The following is a 16,450-nucleotide window of genomic DNA, read 5'->3' as shown; positions in this document are numbered from 1 at the left end:
CGCCATGAGCCGAGAAGGGTTGACGGACCTGCTCCAGCAGATCCGAGCATGCCGCCTGTGTGAATCGCAGCTGCCATTGGGAGCCAATCCGGTGCTGCGGGCGAATCGTCATGCCCGACTGCTGGTGGTGGGCCAGGCGCCGGGCACCCGCGTGCACGCCTCGGGGATTCCGTGGAACGACTCCAGCGGGATCCGCCTGCGTCACTGGATGGGCATCGAACGCGAGCAGTTCTACAACGAGCGTCGCGTAGCCATCGTACCGATGGGGTTCTGCTACCCGGGCACCGGGGCATCGGGCGACTTGCCACCGCGCCCGGAGTGCTCGGCCACCTGGCACGGACGGCTGCTGCCGCTACTGGAGAACGTACGTCTGACCTTGCTGATCGGTCACTACGCCCAGGCCTACTTTCTCCAGGCCGAACGCGGCAAGACACTGACCGACACGGTGCGCCAGTGGCAGCGCTACTTCCCGCGCTTTCTGGTCCTGCCTCACCCCAGTCCTCGCAATACCCTCTGGATCAAGAAGAATCCCTGGTTCGAGGAAGATGTAATTCCAGTGCTGCGCAGGGCAGTGGCGGAAACGCTGGAAGAAGATGCCTGAGGGGCAGTGATGAGTCCGGCCTGTTGAGTGGACCGCGGTGCTGGAACTGGCAGCGAGTGCCCAAGCTTCAATTCACCGGATCAAGAGCTCGTGTCGGCCTGATGCGAGCCGTTGCCATCGGCACCACTCAGGTCAGCGCCGACCAGCCCCAATTGACGGCGTGCAGACAGAGCCAGGCCATGACTCCCGCCAACGCATCATCGACCATGGTGCCGAGACCGCCTTTCAAACGCCGATCGGCCCAGCCTACCGGCCACGGCTTGAGAATATCGAAGGCGCGAAACACCACGAACCCCGCTAACACCCAGATCCATCCGAGCGGCAAGATGAACAGAGCCAGCCACAGCCCGACCCATTCGTCGATCACCACCAGACCAGGGTCTTCAGCGCCCAGGCCGTCGATGACCTTCTGTGCCGACCAGACGCCGAGCAGAAACACCGTGGCCACCAACAGCAGGTACGGTAGCCAGGACAATTCGCGCAAGGCCAGCCAGGGCAGCAGGGCAACCAGGCTGCCGACCGTGCCGGGCGCCTTCGGGGCCAGCCCTGCACCAAATCCGCTGGCGATCCAGAACGCGGTGTTTCGCGGAACGGCGCTCATGTCGTCTGAAAGTGCTGATAGCCCAGATCGGACGGCTGCCAGCGCTGGCCGTCGGGGTCGCTGATCAAACAGCCCGGCGTATCGACCAGTCGGCCAATGCGCGCGACCGGGGTGCCGCTGGCCTGAACCAGACGTTCAATCGCCACTCGATCAACCGGAGCGGCGCTGAACAGCAACTCGTAGTCATCACCGCCGGCGCACTGCAGCTGCCAGCGCTGCTCCCGCTCAGTACAGGCCTGCAATGCCGGCGAGGCAGGCAAGGCGCTCAGCCACAGTTCCGCACCGACCCCACTGGCGCGCAGGACATGCCCGAGGTCCGCCAGCAGGCCATCCGATACGTCAATGCAGGCACGGGCATGCCGCCGCAGGGCCAGACCTGCGGCGATCCGCGGCTGCGGCCGCAGCAGTCGGCCGCGCAGATAATTGGCCTGATCGCCGCTACCCATTCCGGCCAGACCGGCCGCAGCATCGCCCAGCGAACCGGTCACCCAGAGATCGTCGCCCACCTTGCCGGCATCGCGACGCAAGCCCTGCCCTTCTGGCACCAGGCCGAGCAAGGTCACCGAAATGGAGCAGGGTCCACGCGTGGTATCGCCACCGACCAGGGCCACATCATGCTCGGCCAGCAGGCCGGTAAAACCGTCGAGAAAGGCATCCAGCCAGGGGCGATCCGCGTCGGGCAGGGCCAGCGACAGGGTGCACCAGGCAGGCTCGGCGGCCATCGCAGCGAGATCACTCAGATTGACCGCGGCCGCCTTGCAACCGATTGCCTCTGGGTCGTCTCCCGAGCGGAAGTGAACCGATTCGTTAAGGGTGTCCTGGGTGATGGCCAGCTGATAACCCGGCGGCGGATTCAGCAGGGCAGCATCGTCGCCGATGCCGACGGCCACGTCGCGACGGCGACGGACGCGCCGGGCAATGGCATCGATCAGTTCAAACTCGGCCATTGCCAGCGCGGTCAGCGGCGCTTGCCAGCGGAGAATTCAGCCGGCCGCCAGGTCGAACAGGCCTTGTCCAGCACGCCATTGATGTAAGTGTGGCCATGATCGGCGCCGAATCGCTTGGTGGTCTCGATCGCTTCGTTGATCACTACCCTGTACGGCACATCCGGCCGATGCAGCAGCTCGAATGCCGCCAACCTCAGAACACCACGTTCCACCGGATCGATCTGATCAATGCTGCGGTCAACGAAAGGCTCCAGCGCCTTGTCCAGGGCGTCCAGTTCTTTCTCCACGCCGAACAGCAGACCCTCGAAATACGGCAGGTCAGCCAGCTCGCGCTCCTGCTCGTGCTGGAACTGCTCGATCACCCGGCTCATCGGACCGCCACTCACCTGCCAGGCATAGATCGCCTGCAGCGCACGCTTTCGGGCGCGCGATCGCGCCACCGGGTCGATCCCGTCCGCTCGCCGCCCTTTCATACCAGTTGCTCAATCAATTGCGCCATCTCCAACGCGGCCAAGGCCGCTTCCTCACCTTTGTTGCCATGTGCACCACCCGCGCGTGCCTCGGCATCCTCGTGGCGCTCCACCGCCAGCACACCGTTCGACACCGGCAAGCCAGTATCGAGCATCGCACGCATCAGTCCTTCGGAACAGCGGTCGGCGACATGCTCGTAGTGACGCGTATCGCCTCGCACCACGCAGCCCAGGGCCATGATGGCACGATAGCGACCGCTGGCCGCCGCCCGGCTCACCGCCAGGGGAATCTCCCAGGCCCCGGGCACCCGAATCAGGTCCACCGATTCGACTGCCACACCATGACCGGTCAAGGTCTGCTTTGCCCCCTGCACCAGCGCATCGACGATACGCGGGTTCCAGCGGCTGGCAACGATCGCGAATCGCGCCTGCGCATCAACGCGCAACTCACCTTCGTAGTGACTCATTGTGTGCTTTCCATGCGAATCGGCAGATTCTACCTGCCCAGCGCAGCTCATCGGGCGGCCGGGCGGCGGTTGTGCGAAATTTCACACTGCGTAGACATTCGCCACCGCTCAGCAGAGAATCTTCGCCCCGAAGACCTGGTGCCCCCCCATGCGCAGACTCCCGCTGTTCCTCTCGATTGCCCTCTCGCTCAGCGCCGCTCCCGGCATGGCCGATGATCTGTTGCCGGCCAGTGAGCTGCTCAGGTCAATTCAATCGGCCCAGCAAGATACGACGCAGGACACCCGCAAGGACGTGCAGCTGATGCGCGACCTCAGCGCCTACCGCGCCCGTCTGAACTCGCTCGACGCCAAACAGGCCAGCGAGCAATGGATCTCGCTGTGGGATCGCGCCGCCGAGATCAAGCAAGCCACGCTTGCTTTTGACTATCAGAGCTATGACCCCTGGGTACGCGCATCGGTGGGCCCGCGTTCGGTGCTGGCTTCCCTGCCGGGGCCGAAAGCATGGACCACGCTCAGTGCGCAGATCGAAAAGCGACACTCAGACGACTCCTTGCCAGCTTTGGGCCTGAAGATGCTCGGCAATATCCTCAGCCGCGACCAGCAGGCACTTGAGCGCACCATCAAACTGGCTCGCGAGCGCAGCAAGGATAGTGACCCGCAGCAACGCCGCACGATGGAAGCTCAGCTCGACAGCTTGCAACAGGTCTGGGCCACGCTCTATGGCAGGCCGGAAGAGATCGCCGATGCGTTCCTGCGCGGCGCCAAACAATGGCAGGAGCAAGAATACGCCATGGCCCTGGATGTACCTGACCTGGTCGGCATGCTCGGCGAGCAGGACGCCGCCAAGGTGCTGCTGGCGACGCTGCAGATGCCAGTCTCGCTTGCCGCACCCAGCAGCCACGCAACCGCCCAGCTGACCCGATCCTTGGCACTGAAACACGTTTCGAGCCTGCAGCGGCCGCAATGGGAATTGATCAACAGCGCCGAGGCGCTCGACCTGTTTGAGGCCTTGGACCAACGATTCAAGGGCGCGCAATCGACCAAGGACAGCTTCCGGTTCGCCTATTCCCGCAGCGCTGCCTCGCTGTGGTATCTGGTCGGACTGCTGCAGGCCGAGCGCCACAACGAGGCCGAGGCGTTGTTGGCCACCTTCGAGATGGACCAACTGAACTACCTACCGCAGGAAATCGTTGCTGCCCTGGAGGCCAACGGCAAGTTGGGGGCGTTTGCCAAGATGCTCGGAGGTGTTCTGGAACAATCCGCGAGCACCGAAGGGTGGAAGAGCTTCCTGCAGATTTCCTCGGCAGCAGGCCGCCATCAAGATGCCTTGCAAGCGATTGAATCGAAACTCAGCAGCCCGGAACTGGGCAAATCCGATCGCGATGCGCTGAATCTGGTACGCATCGACGCCTTGCTCTCGGCGGACGCCATCGAGCAGGCCGCCGAATTGCTGGCCAAGCTGGCCGTGCCGGGCAAGCACGACGCCGAGGCGAGCACCCGCGCCTTCGGCCACGCCATCCGTCTGGCGGCCTTGGGTCGCGTGACCGAGCGCAGCGACTGGTCGGAAGCCGGATTGCAAGGCGCCACCGCCTTGTTCAAGGCGCAGCTGGAGAGCGCTGCCGCGAGCGATCAGTCAGACCTCGCCGAGCAGGCAGTCAAGCTGTACGCCGAAACTCGCAAGCAAGGAAAGCCCGGCCTGGCGCAACAACTGGCGGTCGCAGCGCTCAAGCAGCGCAGCCCGGGTGAGCACCAAGGCTTTGAAGCTCTCAGCGCAAACGCACTGCATCAGCAGGCCTTGATTGAACTCAGTGCTTTGTATGCCGAGGCCGGACAGCACACCGACCTCCTGCAGCTACTCGATGAAGCGCCAACATGGTCGGCGCGCGATTTGGGTGAGCTGATCGAGAGCAAGGATTCCCTCGGCGTTCCGCTGGCTTCACTGGTCGGGCGAGCACTGCTGGCAACGGGACAGCACGATCGTGCCGAGCAGGTCATCGAGGAAATGCTGAAGCGCCTGCCCAATCACGACTCCGGCTACGCGGTGTGGATAGACATCCTCGGCGAACGTGCCGCCGACGCGCTGGACCAGCGCTATGGCCAGGACCCGTTCCAGGAGCGACCGCTGATCTGGAAAGCCATCGTACTTCAGCGCAGCGGTGCACTCGAAAAGTCTGAACAGGCCGTTCGCGCGGCGATTGCAATCGACCCCTCGGATGGCGAGCAAGGCAGGGGCGACCGTATGCGCGCGTACGCCGTGCTGGCGGAACTGCTTGAAGCGCAGGGCAAGGCCGAATCTGCCGCTGTGTATCGCTCAGCGGTGAGCGCCATTCGCATGAGTGAAGAGGCCGACGAACTGCACCGCCTGGGCCTGCACCGGCGCGCCATCGAGCTGTATGGCAAAGCGCTGGAACAGTTCTCCGATGCCTACTGCATTCAGTCGCGACTTGCCGTTCAACTGAGCAAGCAAGGTCGAACCCAGGAGGCATTGCTGCACTATCGTCGCGCGTTCGAGCTTATGCCGGATAGCTTTGGCCGCGTCGAAAGCCATTGCTTCGGCTGTGAAAGCGTGTTCCAGGGCACCCAAGCGCAATCGATTGCCGAAGCCGTATTCAAACAGATCATGCAGAGCAATCCGGATCAACCGCAGGCGCGTTACATGATGGCCTACCTGCGGATCGAGCAGGGCCGCTTTGGCGAAGCACTGCAACACTTGCGCGATGCGGTGGCACTGGATCCTGACTATCTGAATGCCTGGCGCAAACTGCACGACCTCGGCGAAAAGAGCTACATTCCGGCCGCCGAGCGCGACATCGCGCGACTGAAACTGGCTGAACTGGATCCGGCGCAACGCCATGTTGAGTTCGAACTGCACGAAGTGGGCGATTTGCGCGGCCTTTGGACCACGCTGGAAGTTGCGGCGGCGCGTCTTAAGCACGAGACGAAGCGTTCAGAGATCTACCCATTCACATCCAGCGCTAACGCCGTTCGCCAGGCGATCGACAGCATGCCTGAGAGCATGCGCGAGCAATACGAGCGCTACATGGAGCTCAGCCAGACCATGCAGGGCGATCGACTGGGCACTTCACCGGCAGCACAGATGGTCGAACACAAGTTACTGACCCCGCTGGCCATCATCGCCGGCGACACCGCACCGGAGTGGGGTTATCACTAATGATTCGGCAGCTTGAAGTTTGAATATCCGGTCGTCAGTGCGTCTGGCGACTGCGCAAACTTCACGCTCGGCGATCGACAGACGGGTCGATCGCCGAGCCAGCGGCTACGGCCGACTCTGATACTCCACCACTTCCAGGCCGAAGCCCGCCAGGCCCACCTGCCTGCGCGGGGTGCCCAGCACACGTAGCTTGCCGAGGCCAAGGTCGGCCAGGATCTGACTGCCGGCACCGTTGCGGCGCCATTCGTGCAGGGCCGCGGCGCGGCTGGCCGGGGGCGCCGGGCTTTCGGTCACCCGCGCCAGTAACTGTTCCGGATCGCTCTGCTCGGCCAGCACTACCAGCACGCCCTCACCAGCGTCACGAATCGCCGCCAGTGCATCGCTGGCAGCGATGCCGAAGTCGGCGCGCTGCCAGCGCAGGGTATCGGCCAAGGGATTCTGGACGTGTACCCGCACCAGGGTCGGGGATTCGCGCTGCGGCGACCCCAGCACCATGGCAAAGTGAACATGGTGGTTAAGCTTGTCGCGATAGGTATACAGCTCGAAGGCACCGAACTCGGTATCGATGCTGCGCTTGTCGAGCCGTTCGACCGTGTGTTCGGTTTCCAGCCGGTAGCGGATCAGGTCTTCGATCGAGCCGATCTTCAAACCATGCTCAGCGGCGAAGGTTTCCAACTGCGGACGACGCGCCATGCTGCCGTCCTCGTTGAGAATCTCGACCAACACGCCGGCTGGTTCCAGACCCGCCAACAAGGCAAGGTCGGACGCCGCCTCGGTATGGCCAGCGCGGGTCAGCACGCCGCCCGGCTGGGCCATCAAGGGGAACACGTGCCCGGGCTGGTGCACGTCATGCGGCGCGGCGTCGGGGCGCACCGCGGTACGAATGGTGTGGGCGCGATCGTAGGCTGAGATGCCGGTGGTGACGCCCTCGGCGGCTTCGATCGAGACAGTGAAGTTGGTGTGGTACTGCGAGCGGTTGTGCTGCACCATCGGCGCCAGTCCGAGTTGACGGCATCGTTCGCGATTCAAGGACAGACAGACCAGCCCACGCGCATGGGTGACCATGAAGTTGATATCGGCCGGTCGCACCAGCTCGGCGGCCATGATCAGATCGCCTTCGTTTTCGCGATCCTCGTCGTCAACGATGACCACCATGCGCCCCTGGCGCAGTTCTTCCAGCAACTCGGGAACGGGGGCGAAACTCATAGGTGTACCTGATAGTTGCGAGCGGCAGGCATCTCGCCTTGCTCTTGCTGAGAATTGGTCTCAGGAGCCGAACCTTACCCGCCCAGGGCCCTCACAAAACGAGGCCCCTGGAAACGGGCTCACGACCGGGATACTTAACTAGGCCTTCCCGCCCAGCACGCGACGCCCTGCTGCGGTGACGGCCTCAGCCGTGATGCCGAACTCCTTGTACAGGTGCTCGGCCGGGGCCGAAGCGCCGAAGCGATCGATACCGATCACCTCGCCGTCCAGGCCGACATACTTGCGCCAGTAGTCGGTGACCGCGGCTTCCACCGCAACGCGTGCCCGGCACCAGCTGGGCAACACCGCTTCGCGCCACTCGATCGGCTGCTGATCGAACACATTGCTGCACGGCATCGACACCACTCGCACCTTGCGACCTTCCTCGCTCAGACTGCGCGCAGCCTGCATCGCGAGATCGACTTCCGAGCCGGTGGCAATCAGGATCAGCTCGGGCTTGCCGCCCTCGGCTTCCAGCAGTACATAGCCACCGCGCTCGATGTCGCGCACCTGCTGTGAAGTGCGCATCTGATGCGCCAGATTCTGCCGCGAAAACACCAGACAGGACGGACCGGCGCGATGCTCGATGGCGGCTTTCCAGCTGATCGCCGACTCAACTGCATCACAGGGTCGCCACACGCGATTATTCGGAATGTATCGCAGTGAAGCCAGATGTTCGACCGGCTGATGCGTTGGACCATCTTCACCCAGGCCGATGGAGTCATGGGTATAGACGTGAATGGCAGCGGCCGGAATCAGTGCGCTCATGCGCACGGCGTTGCGGGCGTAATCACTGAACACCAGGAAGGTGGCGTCGTAGGGGATAAAACCACCGTGCAGCGCCAGGCCATTGGCGATCGCGCTCATGCCAAACTCGCGCACGCCGTAGTGGATGTAGTTCGCGTCGACAGCGCCGCTCAGCACATCCTTGGAACCCTTCCAGTGGGTCAGGTTGGAATGGGCCAGATCGGCCGAGCCGCCGATCAGCTCGGGCAACAGCGGACCGAAGGTTTCCAGCGCCATTTGCGAGGCCTTGCGTGAAGCGACCACCGGCCCCTCGGCCTGCAGCTTATCGGCGTAGGCCAAGGCGCGGTCGGCGAAATCAGCGGGCAGGCTGGCGCGCAGGCGGCGCAGCAGTTCGCTGGCCTGCTCTGGGAACTGTCGACCGTACTCGGTGAACAACTCGTTCCACTTCGCTTCCTGCGCTTCGCCGTGGCCGGCACGCCAACCTGCATACAGCGACTCGGGAATTTCAAACGGCCCGTGCGGCCAACCGAGCGCTTCGCGTGTACCTGCCACTTCGTCCTTACCCAGGGGCGCACCGTGGGTACTCTCCTTGCCAGCCTTGGTCGGCGCACCGAAACCGATCACCGTGCGGCAGCAGATCAGGGTCGGCCGCTCGGTCTCCGCCTTGGCGGTACGAATGGCCTGAGCGATTTCTTCCGGATCATGTCCGTCGACGTTACGAATCACCTGCCATCCATAGGCTTCGAAGCGCTGCCCGGTGTCATCGGTGAACCAGCCGTCGGTGTTACCGTCGATGGAAATCTTGTTGTCGTCCCAGAAGGCGATCAGCTTGCCCAGCCCAAGCGTGCCAGCCAGCGAACAGACCTCGTGCGATACACCTTCCATCAGGCAGCCATCGCCGAGAAAGGCCCAGGTGTGATGATCGACGATGTTGTAGCCGGGGCGATTGAAGCGCGCGGCCAGCACCTTTTCCGCCAATGCCATGCCGACAGCATTGGCGATGCCCTGCCCGAGCGGCCCGGTAGTGGTCTCTACGCCTGGGGTTTCACTGGATTCCGGGTGACCGGCAGTTTTCGAATGCAGCTGGCGGAAGCGCTTGAGCTGATCGAGCGGCAGGTCATAGCCAGTGAGATGCAACAATGCATACAGCAGCATCGAGCCATGGCCATTGCTGAGCACGAAGCGGTCGCGATTGAACCATTTCGGGTTGCTCGGGTTGTGGCTCAGAAAGTCGTTCCACAACACTTCGGCGATATCCGCCATTCCCATCGGCATGCCCGGATGCCCGGACTTGGCCGCTTCCACGGCATCGATGGCGAGAAAGCGGACGGCATTGGCAAGTTCGCGGCGGCTGGGCGTCGTCATGGCAGCATCTGGGGAAGTGAGCGGGACACCGCGCCGGCCCGGTCAGGCCTGTGGCACGGGGCCGCTATTGTCCCTTATGCGGCCCCGCTTGTCGCGTGAAGGCGGTCAGGCAATTCGGCCGGCGTTGCCACTCCGGCTATTGACCATCGAAGGCCCGCGGTCGGCCGGCGGCATCGGTCGGACTGTCGGACAAGGGCACAAACTCCGATTCGCTACGCTGCCAATCGATTCCGGGCGCGCTGGCTGACACTGACACGCGGCCTTGGCTGCTTCCCTGCAGATCAAAGCGAAAGCTGCCGATCGTCTCGTTATCGGGGTCTTCCACGCCAGGGCAGCCCGGGCAACGGGTGGGGCCGAAGGTCTGTAGCAGGTCAAACTCCATACGCTGGGGATCGAAGGCACCAGCCGCCAGTCCCCAGGTCGGCGCACCAGCGCTGTCGTAGAAGAACAACAGGGCATAGCCGATTTCGCCCTGACGGGCGAAGGAAATCCCCCAGCCGCTCTCGGTCGGCGGATACCAGGCAGCGGTGGGGGCCTGGGTCTCACTGCTGTTGCCGACGATCAACGGCTGCATCCGCTCGGTGCCGCTCGAATCAGGCAGGCTCCAGCTGAACTCGGCGGCGCGGTCGCTACTGAAGGACAGCTGCACGCTGCCCACCACCTCGGACGTCGCCACGCTGCCGTCCCATCGGTAACTGCGCAGTTCGCCTTGCCAGACCGACCCAGAAAATGGTGCGGCGGCCAGATACCAGGTCGGCTTGCCATCGTCACTGTAGGTGTACCAAGTGACGGCCAGCACATCGCCGACCCGCGCCACCTCCAGCCCGTGGCCGGAACGCTGCGGGTTCCACCAGCCGCCCAGCACCGGCCGCACCTGCCGTGCCGCATCCCGTGGATAGCGGTCGCGGATGCTCGGCGCGAATGCCAGTGCCCGTGGCTCAAGCATCACCCCGGGCGCGACCCGGCTGAACACATCGATCAATTGTCCTGCTGAGGCATCAAAACGCAGGATCTGATTGCTGCCGGTGCTGGCCACATACAGCCTCCCGTCGGGACCGAAGGCCAGACCCCCGGGCTGTCGCAGGCCGCCGGCGCCCGCGGCCACCACAATGCTGGCGCGCGCACCGGATGCCGGCTGCAGCCGCCAGATTCGCGAGCCAGCACGGTCAGCGAACCACAGGGCGCCATCGGGGCCTGCAATCATGGCACTGATGTCAACCGCATCGGGCACATTGAACACCGAAGTCCCAGGCAATTGCAGGCCGAGACTACCGTTCTCAGCATTCACTTCCACCAGCGTACCGTCACGCAGCAGGGTCCACAGACGACCATCCGGCGTTCGCGCGACATCCCGGGTCGGTTGCGCAAACAGCTGCGGGCGGTTCAGCTGCCCGGCTGGGAGCGCGAAGCCGGCGATGACGTCGTAGCGCGACAGGTCGGCATTGCTGGTGACACTGACGTAAAGCCGATCCTGGGCATCGCGAGCAAAACCCGAGGGAAAGGCGCCGGTCAGGCTCGGACTGCCGGCGGACAGCGAGGGATACAACAGCTGCTGGGCCTGGCTGATCGGCGCCCGTTGGTAGCGCATCACGCCGGCCTCGGCCAGCGCCAGCAGGGACTTGCGCGGCGCATCCCAGATCAGCCGTCCATACTCACCAAAGGCCACCGGTTGGAAATCGCCGATGACCTCAATATTGGCGAACATGCCGCTGTCCCCTTCAAAGCGCAGAATACGATCATTGCCCGCACTCACCACCAGCAAGTCCATCGCCGAATCGCTGAGATCATTGACGCCGTCGCCATCGGCATCTGAATCGGCAATGTCACCTATGCCATCCTGGTCGCGGTCGCCGCTTTCGCGCCGATCAAACGGAAACGCATCCTGACTGTCGCCGACTCGATCCTGATCACTATCGACCGCATCGGTGGCGTCGTCAGGCAGGGCATCGAGGACATTGACCACGCCGTCGCCGTCGCGATCGGAATCCTGGAAGTCGCCGATGCCATCGCCATCCAGATCGGAAAATTCATTGGGATCACCGGGAAAGGCGTCAACCGGATCGGCGACGCCGTCGCGATCTCGATCAGTCTGCCAACGCGCATCAAACGGAAACGCGTCTTCGCTGTCGTTGAGTCCGTCGCCATCGGTATCGTCGTCAATCGCAGCGAAGTCGGGCGCCGGCGCGGCACTGACAGCGGCTCGGTAGGCGGCGACGGCGGCCATGTTGTTGCTGACCCGACGCGCATTGTCGGCAACACCAGCTACACCACAGGCTTCTCCGCCACAACGAATCTGTGGATTGGAGAAGGTGTTCAAGCGCAGGAAGCGGTTGGGGTTACCCGTGCCAAACGAACTCATCATGGTGTTGAAGCGCGACGGCGCGATGTAGGCCGTGCCAAAGCCAGCCTGGGGAGAATTGGCGCCATTCTGGTGCTCGGCGCCCAGGTTGTGTCCGACCTCATGCAGAAAGGTGGAGGTCGGACAGGCCGACCAGCCGCTAAAGCCGTCACTGACGATATTCACCCCTTGATCGCTGCGGTTCTCGAACAAGAAAGCAATACCGCAGCTGCCACGCACCTCAATGTCGTGCGGGCGAATCAGGATCACCAGATCAGCGCCAAGTGCATTGCGACGCTCTCCAACACCCTGCAGCCCGGCCACATTGGCGCTGACAGACTGCGCCGCGCGGAGATTTTCCAATGCGATGCCGTTGTCGTCGGTATCGTTGTAGGCAACCTGCTCGGCGCCCACCAGGCGCAGTGCCAGATCGACACGACTGTTGGCCAGTCCCTGATTGGACACCGCCATCAGGTGTTCGATCCGGGTGTGCGCCACACTGCCGGGATAGCGATCGGCGAAACCCTGTGTGTAGAGAAACAAGACATCGATCACGGTGGACGCTTTGCCACCAACACGACTGATCGATCGCGGCGAGCGATCAAGCCGCGCACCCGCTTCATTCTGGCCATGGCCATGAGCCATGGCATCGTGCATGAAATCATCGGCGAAACCGGGCTCGCGAAACGAAGGATGACCCAGATCGATCAGCCAGCCCTTATCGCCCTGCGCCATCCATTCAAAGCGCCCTTGTGGGCTGAGCAGGCTGGCAAAACTCGCTTCCTTCCCGATGGTGACCACCGCTTGATAGCGACTGTCAGCCCCGTCCATCACCCCACCCCAACTGCGGGCGCCATCGCCCGACTTGGCAGACCCTGACCGACTGCGGGCGGTCAGGCGCCGGCCGTCCTGCAACGCGATATTGAGGATCTGTGCAGAACTCGACTTGTCTGCACCGGCACGCTGAAAAACCTGCAAGGCTTCGACCGGCAGCGATTGCAAGGCTGCCGGTCGCGCCACGCTCTTCTTGGCCGCGGCTTCCAGCTCTTGCCAATCGTCAGCAGAGACCGCAGCCGCCGCAAACATCCCTCCAACGAACACTGCCCATAGCAATCGCGCACGCAACACGGACATCCACCTCGACGCGCTCAATCAGGACGGACAGCATAACGCGGCCCCAGGCTAAAGATGAGCCACGGCGGCCAACGCCCGCCGAACCGGGCGGTCGCTGAGACCGGGCTGAGTGGGGTTAGGCGCTGTCGTCGGGTTCGCCGCGGGCAACGACCACCGCGCCGACCAGATCACCGGTGACATTGACCGTGGTACGGCACATGTCGAGGAAGCGATCCACACCGAGAATCAAGCCAATTCCCTCAGGCGGAATGCCGAACATCACCAGAATCATGGCGATCACCGGCAGTGAGCCTCCAGGCACACCGGCAGCACCGATGCCGCCCATCACGCACAGAGCCAGCACCAGTATCTGCTGGGTAAGGCTGAGGTCGACGCCAAAGAACTGCGCCAGGAACAGGACCGTCACGCCTTCGAACAGGGCAGTGCCATTCATATTGGCCGTGGCGCCCAGGGTGCAAACAAAGCGCCCCACCCTACGCGGCACGCCTAGCTCCTCCTCGGCCACGCGCAGCGTTGTTGGCAACGTGGCGGAACTGCTGGAGGTGGAGAATGCGGTCAAGATGGCCGATTCGGCGCGTTTGAAGAAGGTGATCGGCGACATCCGCCCGACCAGACTGAGCAACAGCGGAAACACCACGAAGAAGTGCAGGCTCAAGGCCAGCACGACGGTGAACACGAAGTACAGCAGCTGCTTCAGCACATCCAGGCCGAGTTTGGCGGTGATCGAGAACAGCAGGGCAGCCACCGCGTAGGGGGCCAGCTTGATAATCCAGTCGATCAGCCGAAGGCAGATGTCGTATACGCCCTGCACGGCAGAAAGAAAGCCGCGGGTTTTCTCATCACCCAGCACGGCGGCTGCAATACCGAACATCAGGGCGAAGAACATCACGCCGATCAGATCGCCATTCACCGCCGATGCGAACGGATTGCGTGGCACGATGTTGAGCAGCAGATCGATGCCGGAAAACCCTTCTTTCTTTGCAACGATGGCGCCAGCACTGTCAGCCGACCCGGCCAGAATCGCCTGCCCAACTTCTACCGGCAAGCCGCGACCGGGCTCAAGCAGATTGACGCAGAGCAGGCCGATGGTGACCGCACAGCTGGTCACTACCATGATGTAGAGCAAGGTCTTGCCACCGATGCGACCGAGCGATTTGGGATCGCCGATTTCCACCACACCAAGCACCAGGGCGGAAAAAATAAGCGGAATCACCAGCATGAACAGCAGGCGCAGAAAGATCTGGCCAACCGGATTGGCTACATAGGTGATCATGCCATTGAGCAGCCAGTGATCGGCCGCAAACAGGTTGGCAGAGATACCTGCGACGGCTCCCAACACGAACCCGATGAACATCTGGGTATGCAGCGGCATACCCTTGCCGACCTCGCTCATGCTCCCTCCTTAGCCAGCAGTTTGGCCGCCATGCTGGGCGGCGCAACTGGCGGCCGGCAATTACCGGCCTCACCGTATGACAAAGCAAGCAGCGTGACTCGCTCAAGCGCCGAGCCACGCGCACACATCAACCTGCAGATATCAAGGCGAACCAATCAGGTGCTCGGGCGCTTCACGTGTCGACTTGATTTCACCGCGCGCCAGGCGCTCGAAGTAGCTCTTCATCTCGCGCTTCACCACCGGTGCCAGCAGGTAGATGCCAATCACGTTCGGTACCGCCATCAGGAAGTAGATCGCGTCGGCAAAATCAACCAACTGATCAAAGCTCAGCACCACACCAAACACCGTGCAGGTGAGATAGAACAGCTTGTAGCCAATATCGACCGCCTTGCTTTCACCAAACAGGTAGTTGGCCGCCTTGGTACCGTAGTAGGCGTAAGCAATCATGGTGGAATAGGCAAACATCAGCACCACCACGGCCAGCACGTTCGGGAACCAGGGCATCACGGTAGCAAAGGCGCTGGAGGTCAGAGCGACACCGCTGGCGCCGGACTGCAGGTAGACACCGGTGATGACGATGGTCAGTGCGGTCATCGAACAGATCACGATGGTGTCGATGAATGGTTCCCACAGGGCAACCAAACCTTCCGTTAAGGGCTCGCTGGTCTTGACGCTGGCATGCGCGATCGGCGCCGAGCCGATACCTGCCTCATTGGAGAACGCCGCGCGACGGAAGCCGACCAACAGCGCACCAAGCGCACCGCCGGCCACACCTTCGCCAGTGAATGCGCCACTGATGATGGCGCCCAGGGCGGTTGGAATGTGCTCGAAGTTGCTGCCGATCACCACCAGGCAGGCGGTGACGTACAACACCGCCATCAAGGGCACCAGCTTGTCGGTCACCTTGGCGATACGGCCGATACCGCCGATCACCACGACACCGACAGCAATCGCCATGAAGACACCGAACATCCAGGCGCGACCATCGAGGAAACTCTGATCACCGCCGGTGGCATCGCGCACGGCCTGATAGGCCTGATTGACCTGGAAGAAATTCCCCGAGCCCACCGTTCCGACCATCGCCACGATGGCAAAAGTGATACCAAGGAACCGGCCCAGGGGCGCCAGCCTGGGATACTCGGCGGCGATACCCATGGTCAACGAGTACATCGGCCCACCCGACACCGAGCCATCGGGCAATTCACGGCGATACTTCACCGCCAGGGTGCACTCGCAAAACTTGGCCGCCATGCCAAGAAAGGCCGCGACCACCATCCAGAACGCAGCACCCGGGCCGCCCAGGGCGATCGCCGCAGCAACACCGGCTATGTTGCCTAGGCCCACCGTGCCGGACAGCGCCGTGGCCAGGGCCTGAAAGTGGCTGGTGTCGCCAGCGTGTGCCGGGTCCGAGTAGTCACCTCGAATGATGCGGAAGCCCTGGGCCATGCCGCGAACGTTGATGAAACCGAAGTAGAACGTGCAGAACAAGCCAGCCAGAATCAGCCAGAACAGAATCCAGGGCACCTGATAGCCAGCGATATCGATGGCGTAGAACACGAAGCCCGACACCGCATCGGCCACCGGCTTGACCGCAGCCGCGATGCGCTGATCGGCGCCCATCTCGGCCGCATTCTCGACCTGCGCCCACGCCGCACTCGGCAGCAGCCAGGCCAGGGCGGCCACCATCCAACGCTTACCCATCGATTCGTCCCCAGAGTTGCATAGGCGCCCGAGTCTACACCACCGGCCCAAGCCCGCTGTGGCTCGATGCGCCCGAGTGAGGCCCTGACTGCTTGAGGAACCTCTGAATCAGTCAAAAGATTCCAGAGCTGCACGGATGCACCGCCGCGATCGTCAACCTAACAGACGGCTGAAAGACTCATTTCAGCAGCCTGATCTTGCGCGCCACGGACGGCGCGCGCGGGAATCAAACACGGTGCAAGCTGAGTTCGGAGCTGTGCCGGTCTCGG

General features: G+C 63.0%; 11 protein-coding genes. 2 read left to right on the top strand and 9 right to left on the bottom strand.

What is annotated here, in order from left to right:
* Nucleotides 1-91 precede the first annotated feature (91 nt).
* Nucleotides 92-601 carry a uracil-DNA glycosylase family protein gene (locus tag IFO71_RS04740; protein WP_332309315.1) on the top strand — a complete coding sequence of 170 codons (510 nt, stop codon included), beginning with the start codon at nucleotides 92-94 and terminating at the stop codon, nucleotides 599-601.
* Nucleotides 602-728: 127 nt separating this feature from the next.
* Here IFO71_RS04740 and IFO71_RS04735 read toward each other — a convergent pair whose 3' ends face one another.
* Genes IFO71_RS04735 through ribH form a run of 4 tightly spaced genes read right to left on the bottom strand, consistent with a single transcriptional unit; the run spans nucleotide 729 to nucleotide 3,086 of the window.
* Entirely contained in the window at nucleotides 729-1,202 is a 474-nt protein-coding gene (locus IFO71_RS04735) for a phosphatidylglycerophosphatase A family protein (protein WP_192028388.1), read from the bottom strand.
* Complete coding sequence (gene thiL, locus IFO71_RS04730; protein WP_192028387.1) at nucleotides 1,199-2,149, bottom strand: thiamine-phosphate kinase; 951 nt, start codon at nucleotides 2,147-2,149, stop codon at nucleotides 1,199-1,201. Before thiL ends, IFO71_RS04735 begins: the two co-directional genes overlap by 4 nt.
* An 11-nt stretch (nucleotides 2,150-2,160) precedes the next feature.
* Nucleotides 2,161-2,622: a transcription antitermination factor NusB gene (gene nusB, locus IFO71_RS04725; RefSeq protein ID WP_192028386.1), complete on the bottom strand. Its 462-nt coding sequence runs from the start codon at nucleotides 2,620-2,622 to the stop codon at nucleotides 2,161-2,163.
* Nucleotides 2,619-3,086, bottom strand: a complete 468-nt coding sequence (gene ribH / locus IFO71_RS04720; protein WP_192028385.1) for a 6,7-dimethyl-8-ribityllumazine synthase — start codon at nucleotides 3,084-3,086, stop codon at nucleotides 2,619-2,621. The genes nusB and ribH overlap by 4 nt, the downstream gene beginning before the upstream one ends.
* Nucleotides 3,087-3,234: 148 nt before the next feature.
* On the opposite strand from ribH, the gene IFO71_RS04715 reads away from it, so the two are divergent.
* The gene (locus IFO71_RS04715; protein WP_192028384.1) at nucleotides 3,235-6,258 is read left to right on the top strand and encodes a tetratricopeptide repeat protein; all 3,024 of its coding nucleotides are present in this window, start codon (nucleotides 3,235-3,237) and stop codon (nucleotides 6,256-6,258) included.
* Between the two features lie 105 nt (nucleotides 6,259-6,363).
* On the opposite strand, the gene ribB is transcribed toward IFO71_RS04715, so the two are convergent.
* From ribB to IFO71_RS04690, 5 genes are all read right to left on the bottom strand, one after another.
* On the bottom strand, nucleotides 6,364-7,464 hold the full coding sequence (gene ribB, locus IFO71_RS04710) for a 3,4-dihydroxy-2-butanone-4-phosphate synthase (protein ID WP_192028383.1): 1,101 nt from the start codon (nucleotides 7,462-7,464) through the stop codon (nucleotides 6,364-6,366).
* 138 nt (nucleotides 7,465-7,602) lie between these two features.
* A complete protein-coding gene (tkt, locus tag IFO71_RS04705; RefSeq protein WP_192028382.1) occupies nucleotides 7,603-9,615 on the bottom strand; it encodes a transketolase in 2,013 nt (670 codons plus the stop codon).
* A 136-nt stretch (nucleotides 9,616-9,751) separates the two neighbouring features.
* A complete protein-coding gene (locus IFO71_RS04700) occupies nucleotides 9,752-13,087 on the bottom strand; it encodes a reprolysin-like metallopeptidase (protein ID WP_192028381.1) in 3,336 nt (1,111 codons plus the stop codon).
* Between the two features lie 115 nt (nucleotides 13,088-13,202).
* Nucleotides 13,203-14,480 carry a dicarboxylate/amino acid:cation symporter gene (locus tag IFO71_RS04695; protein ID WP_225444385.1) on the bottom strand — a complete coding sequence of 426 codons (1,278 nt, stop codon included), beginning with the start codon at nucleotides 14,478-14,480 and terminating at the stop codon, nucleotides 13,203-13,205.
* Nucleotides 14,481-14,621: 141 nt separating this feature from the next.
* Nucleotides 14,622-16,181 (bottom strand): alanine/glycine:cation symporter family protein, encoded by a 1,560-nt coding sequence (locus IFO71_RS04690; protein ID WP_192028380.1) that lies wholly within the window; start codon nucleotides 16,179-16,181, stop codon nucleotides 14,622-14,624.
* Nucleotides 16,182-16,450: the final 269 nt, after the last annotated feature.

The sequence above is a fragment of the Pseudomarimonas arenosa genome, assembly GCF_014841215.1.
Taxonomy (GTDB): Bacteria; Pseudomonadota; Gammaproteobacteria; order Xanthomonadales; family Xanthomonadaceae; genus Pseudomarimonas; species Pseudomarimonas arenosa.
Note: the sequence above shows the minus strand (reverse complement) of the source record. Positions and strands in the feature narration are given on the sequence as shown.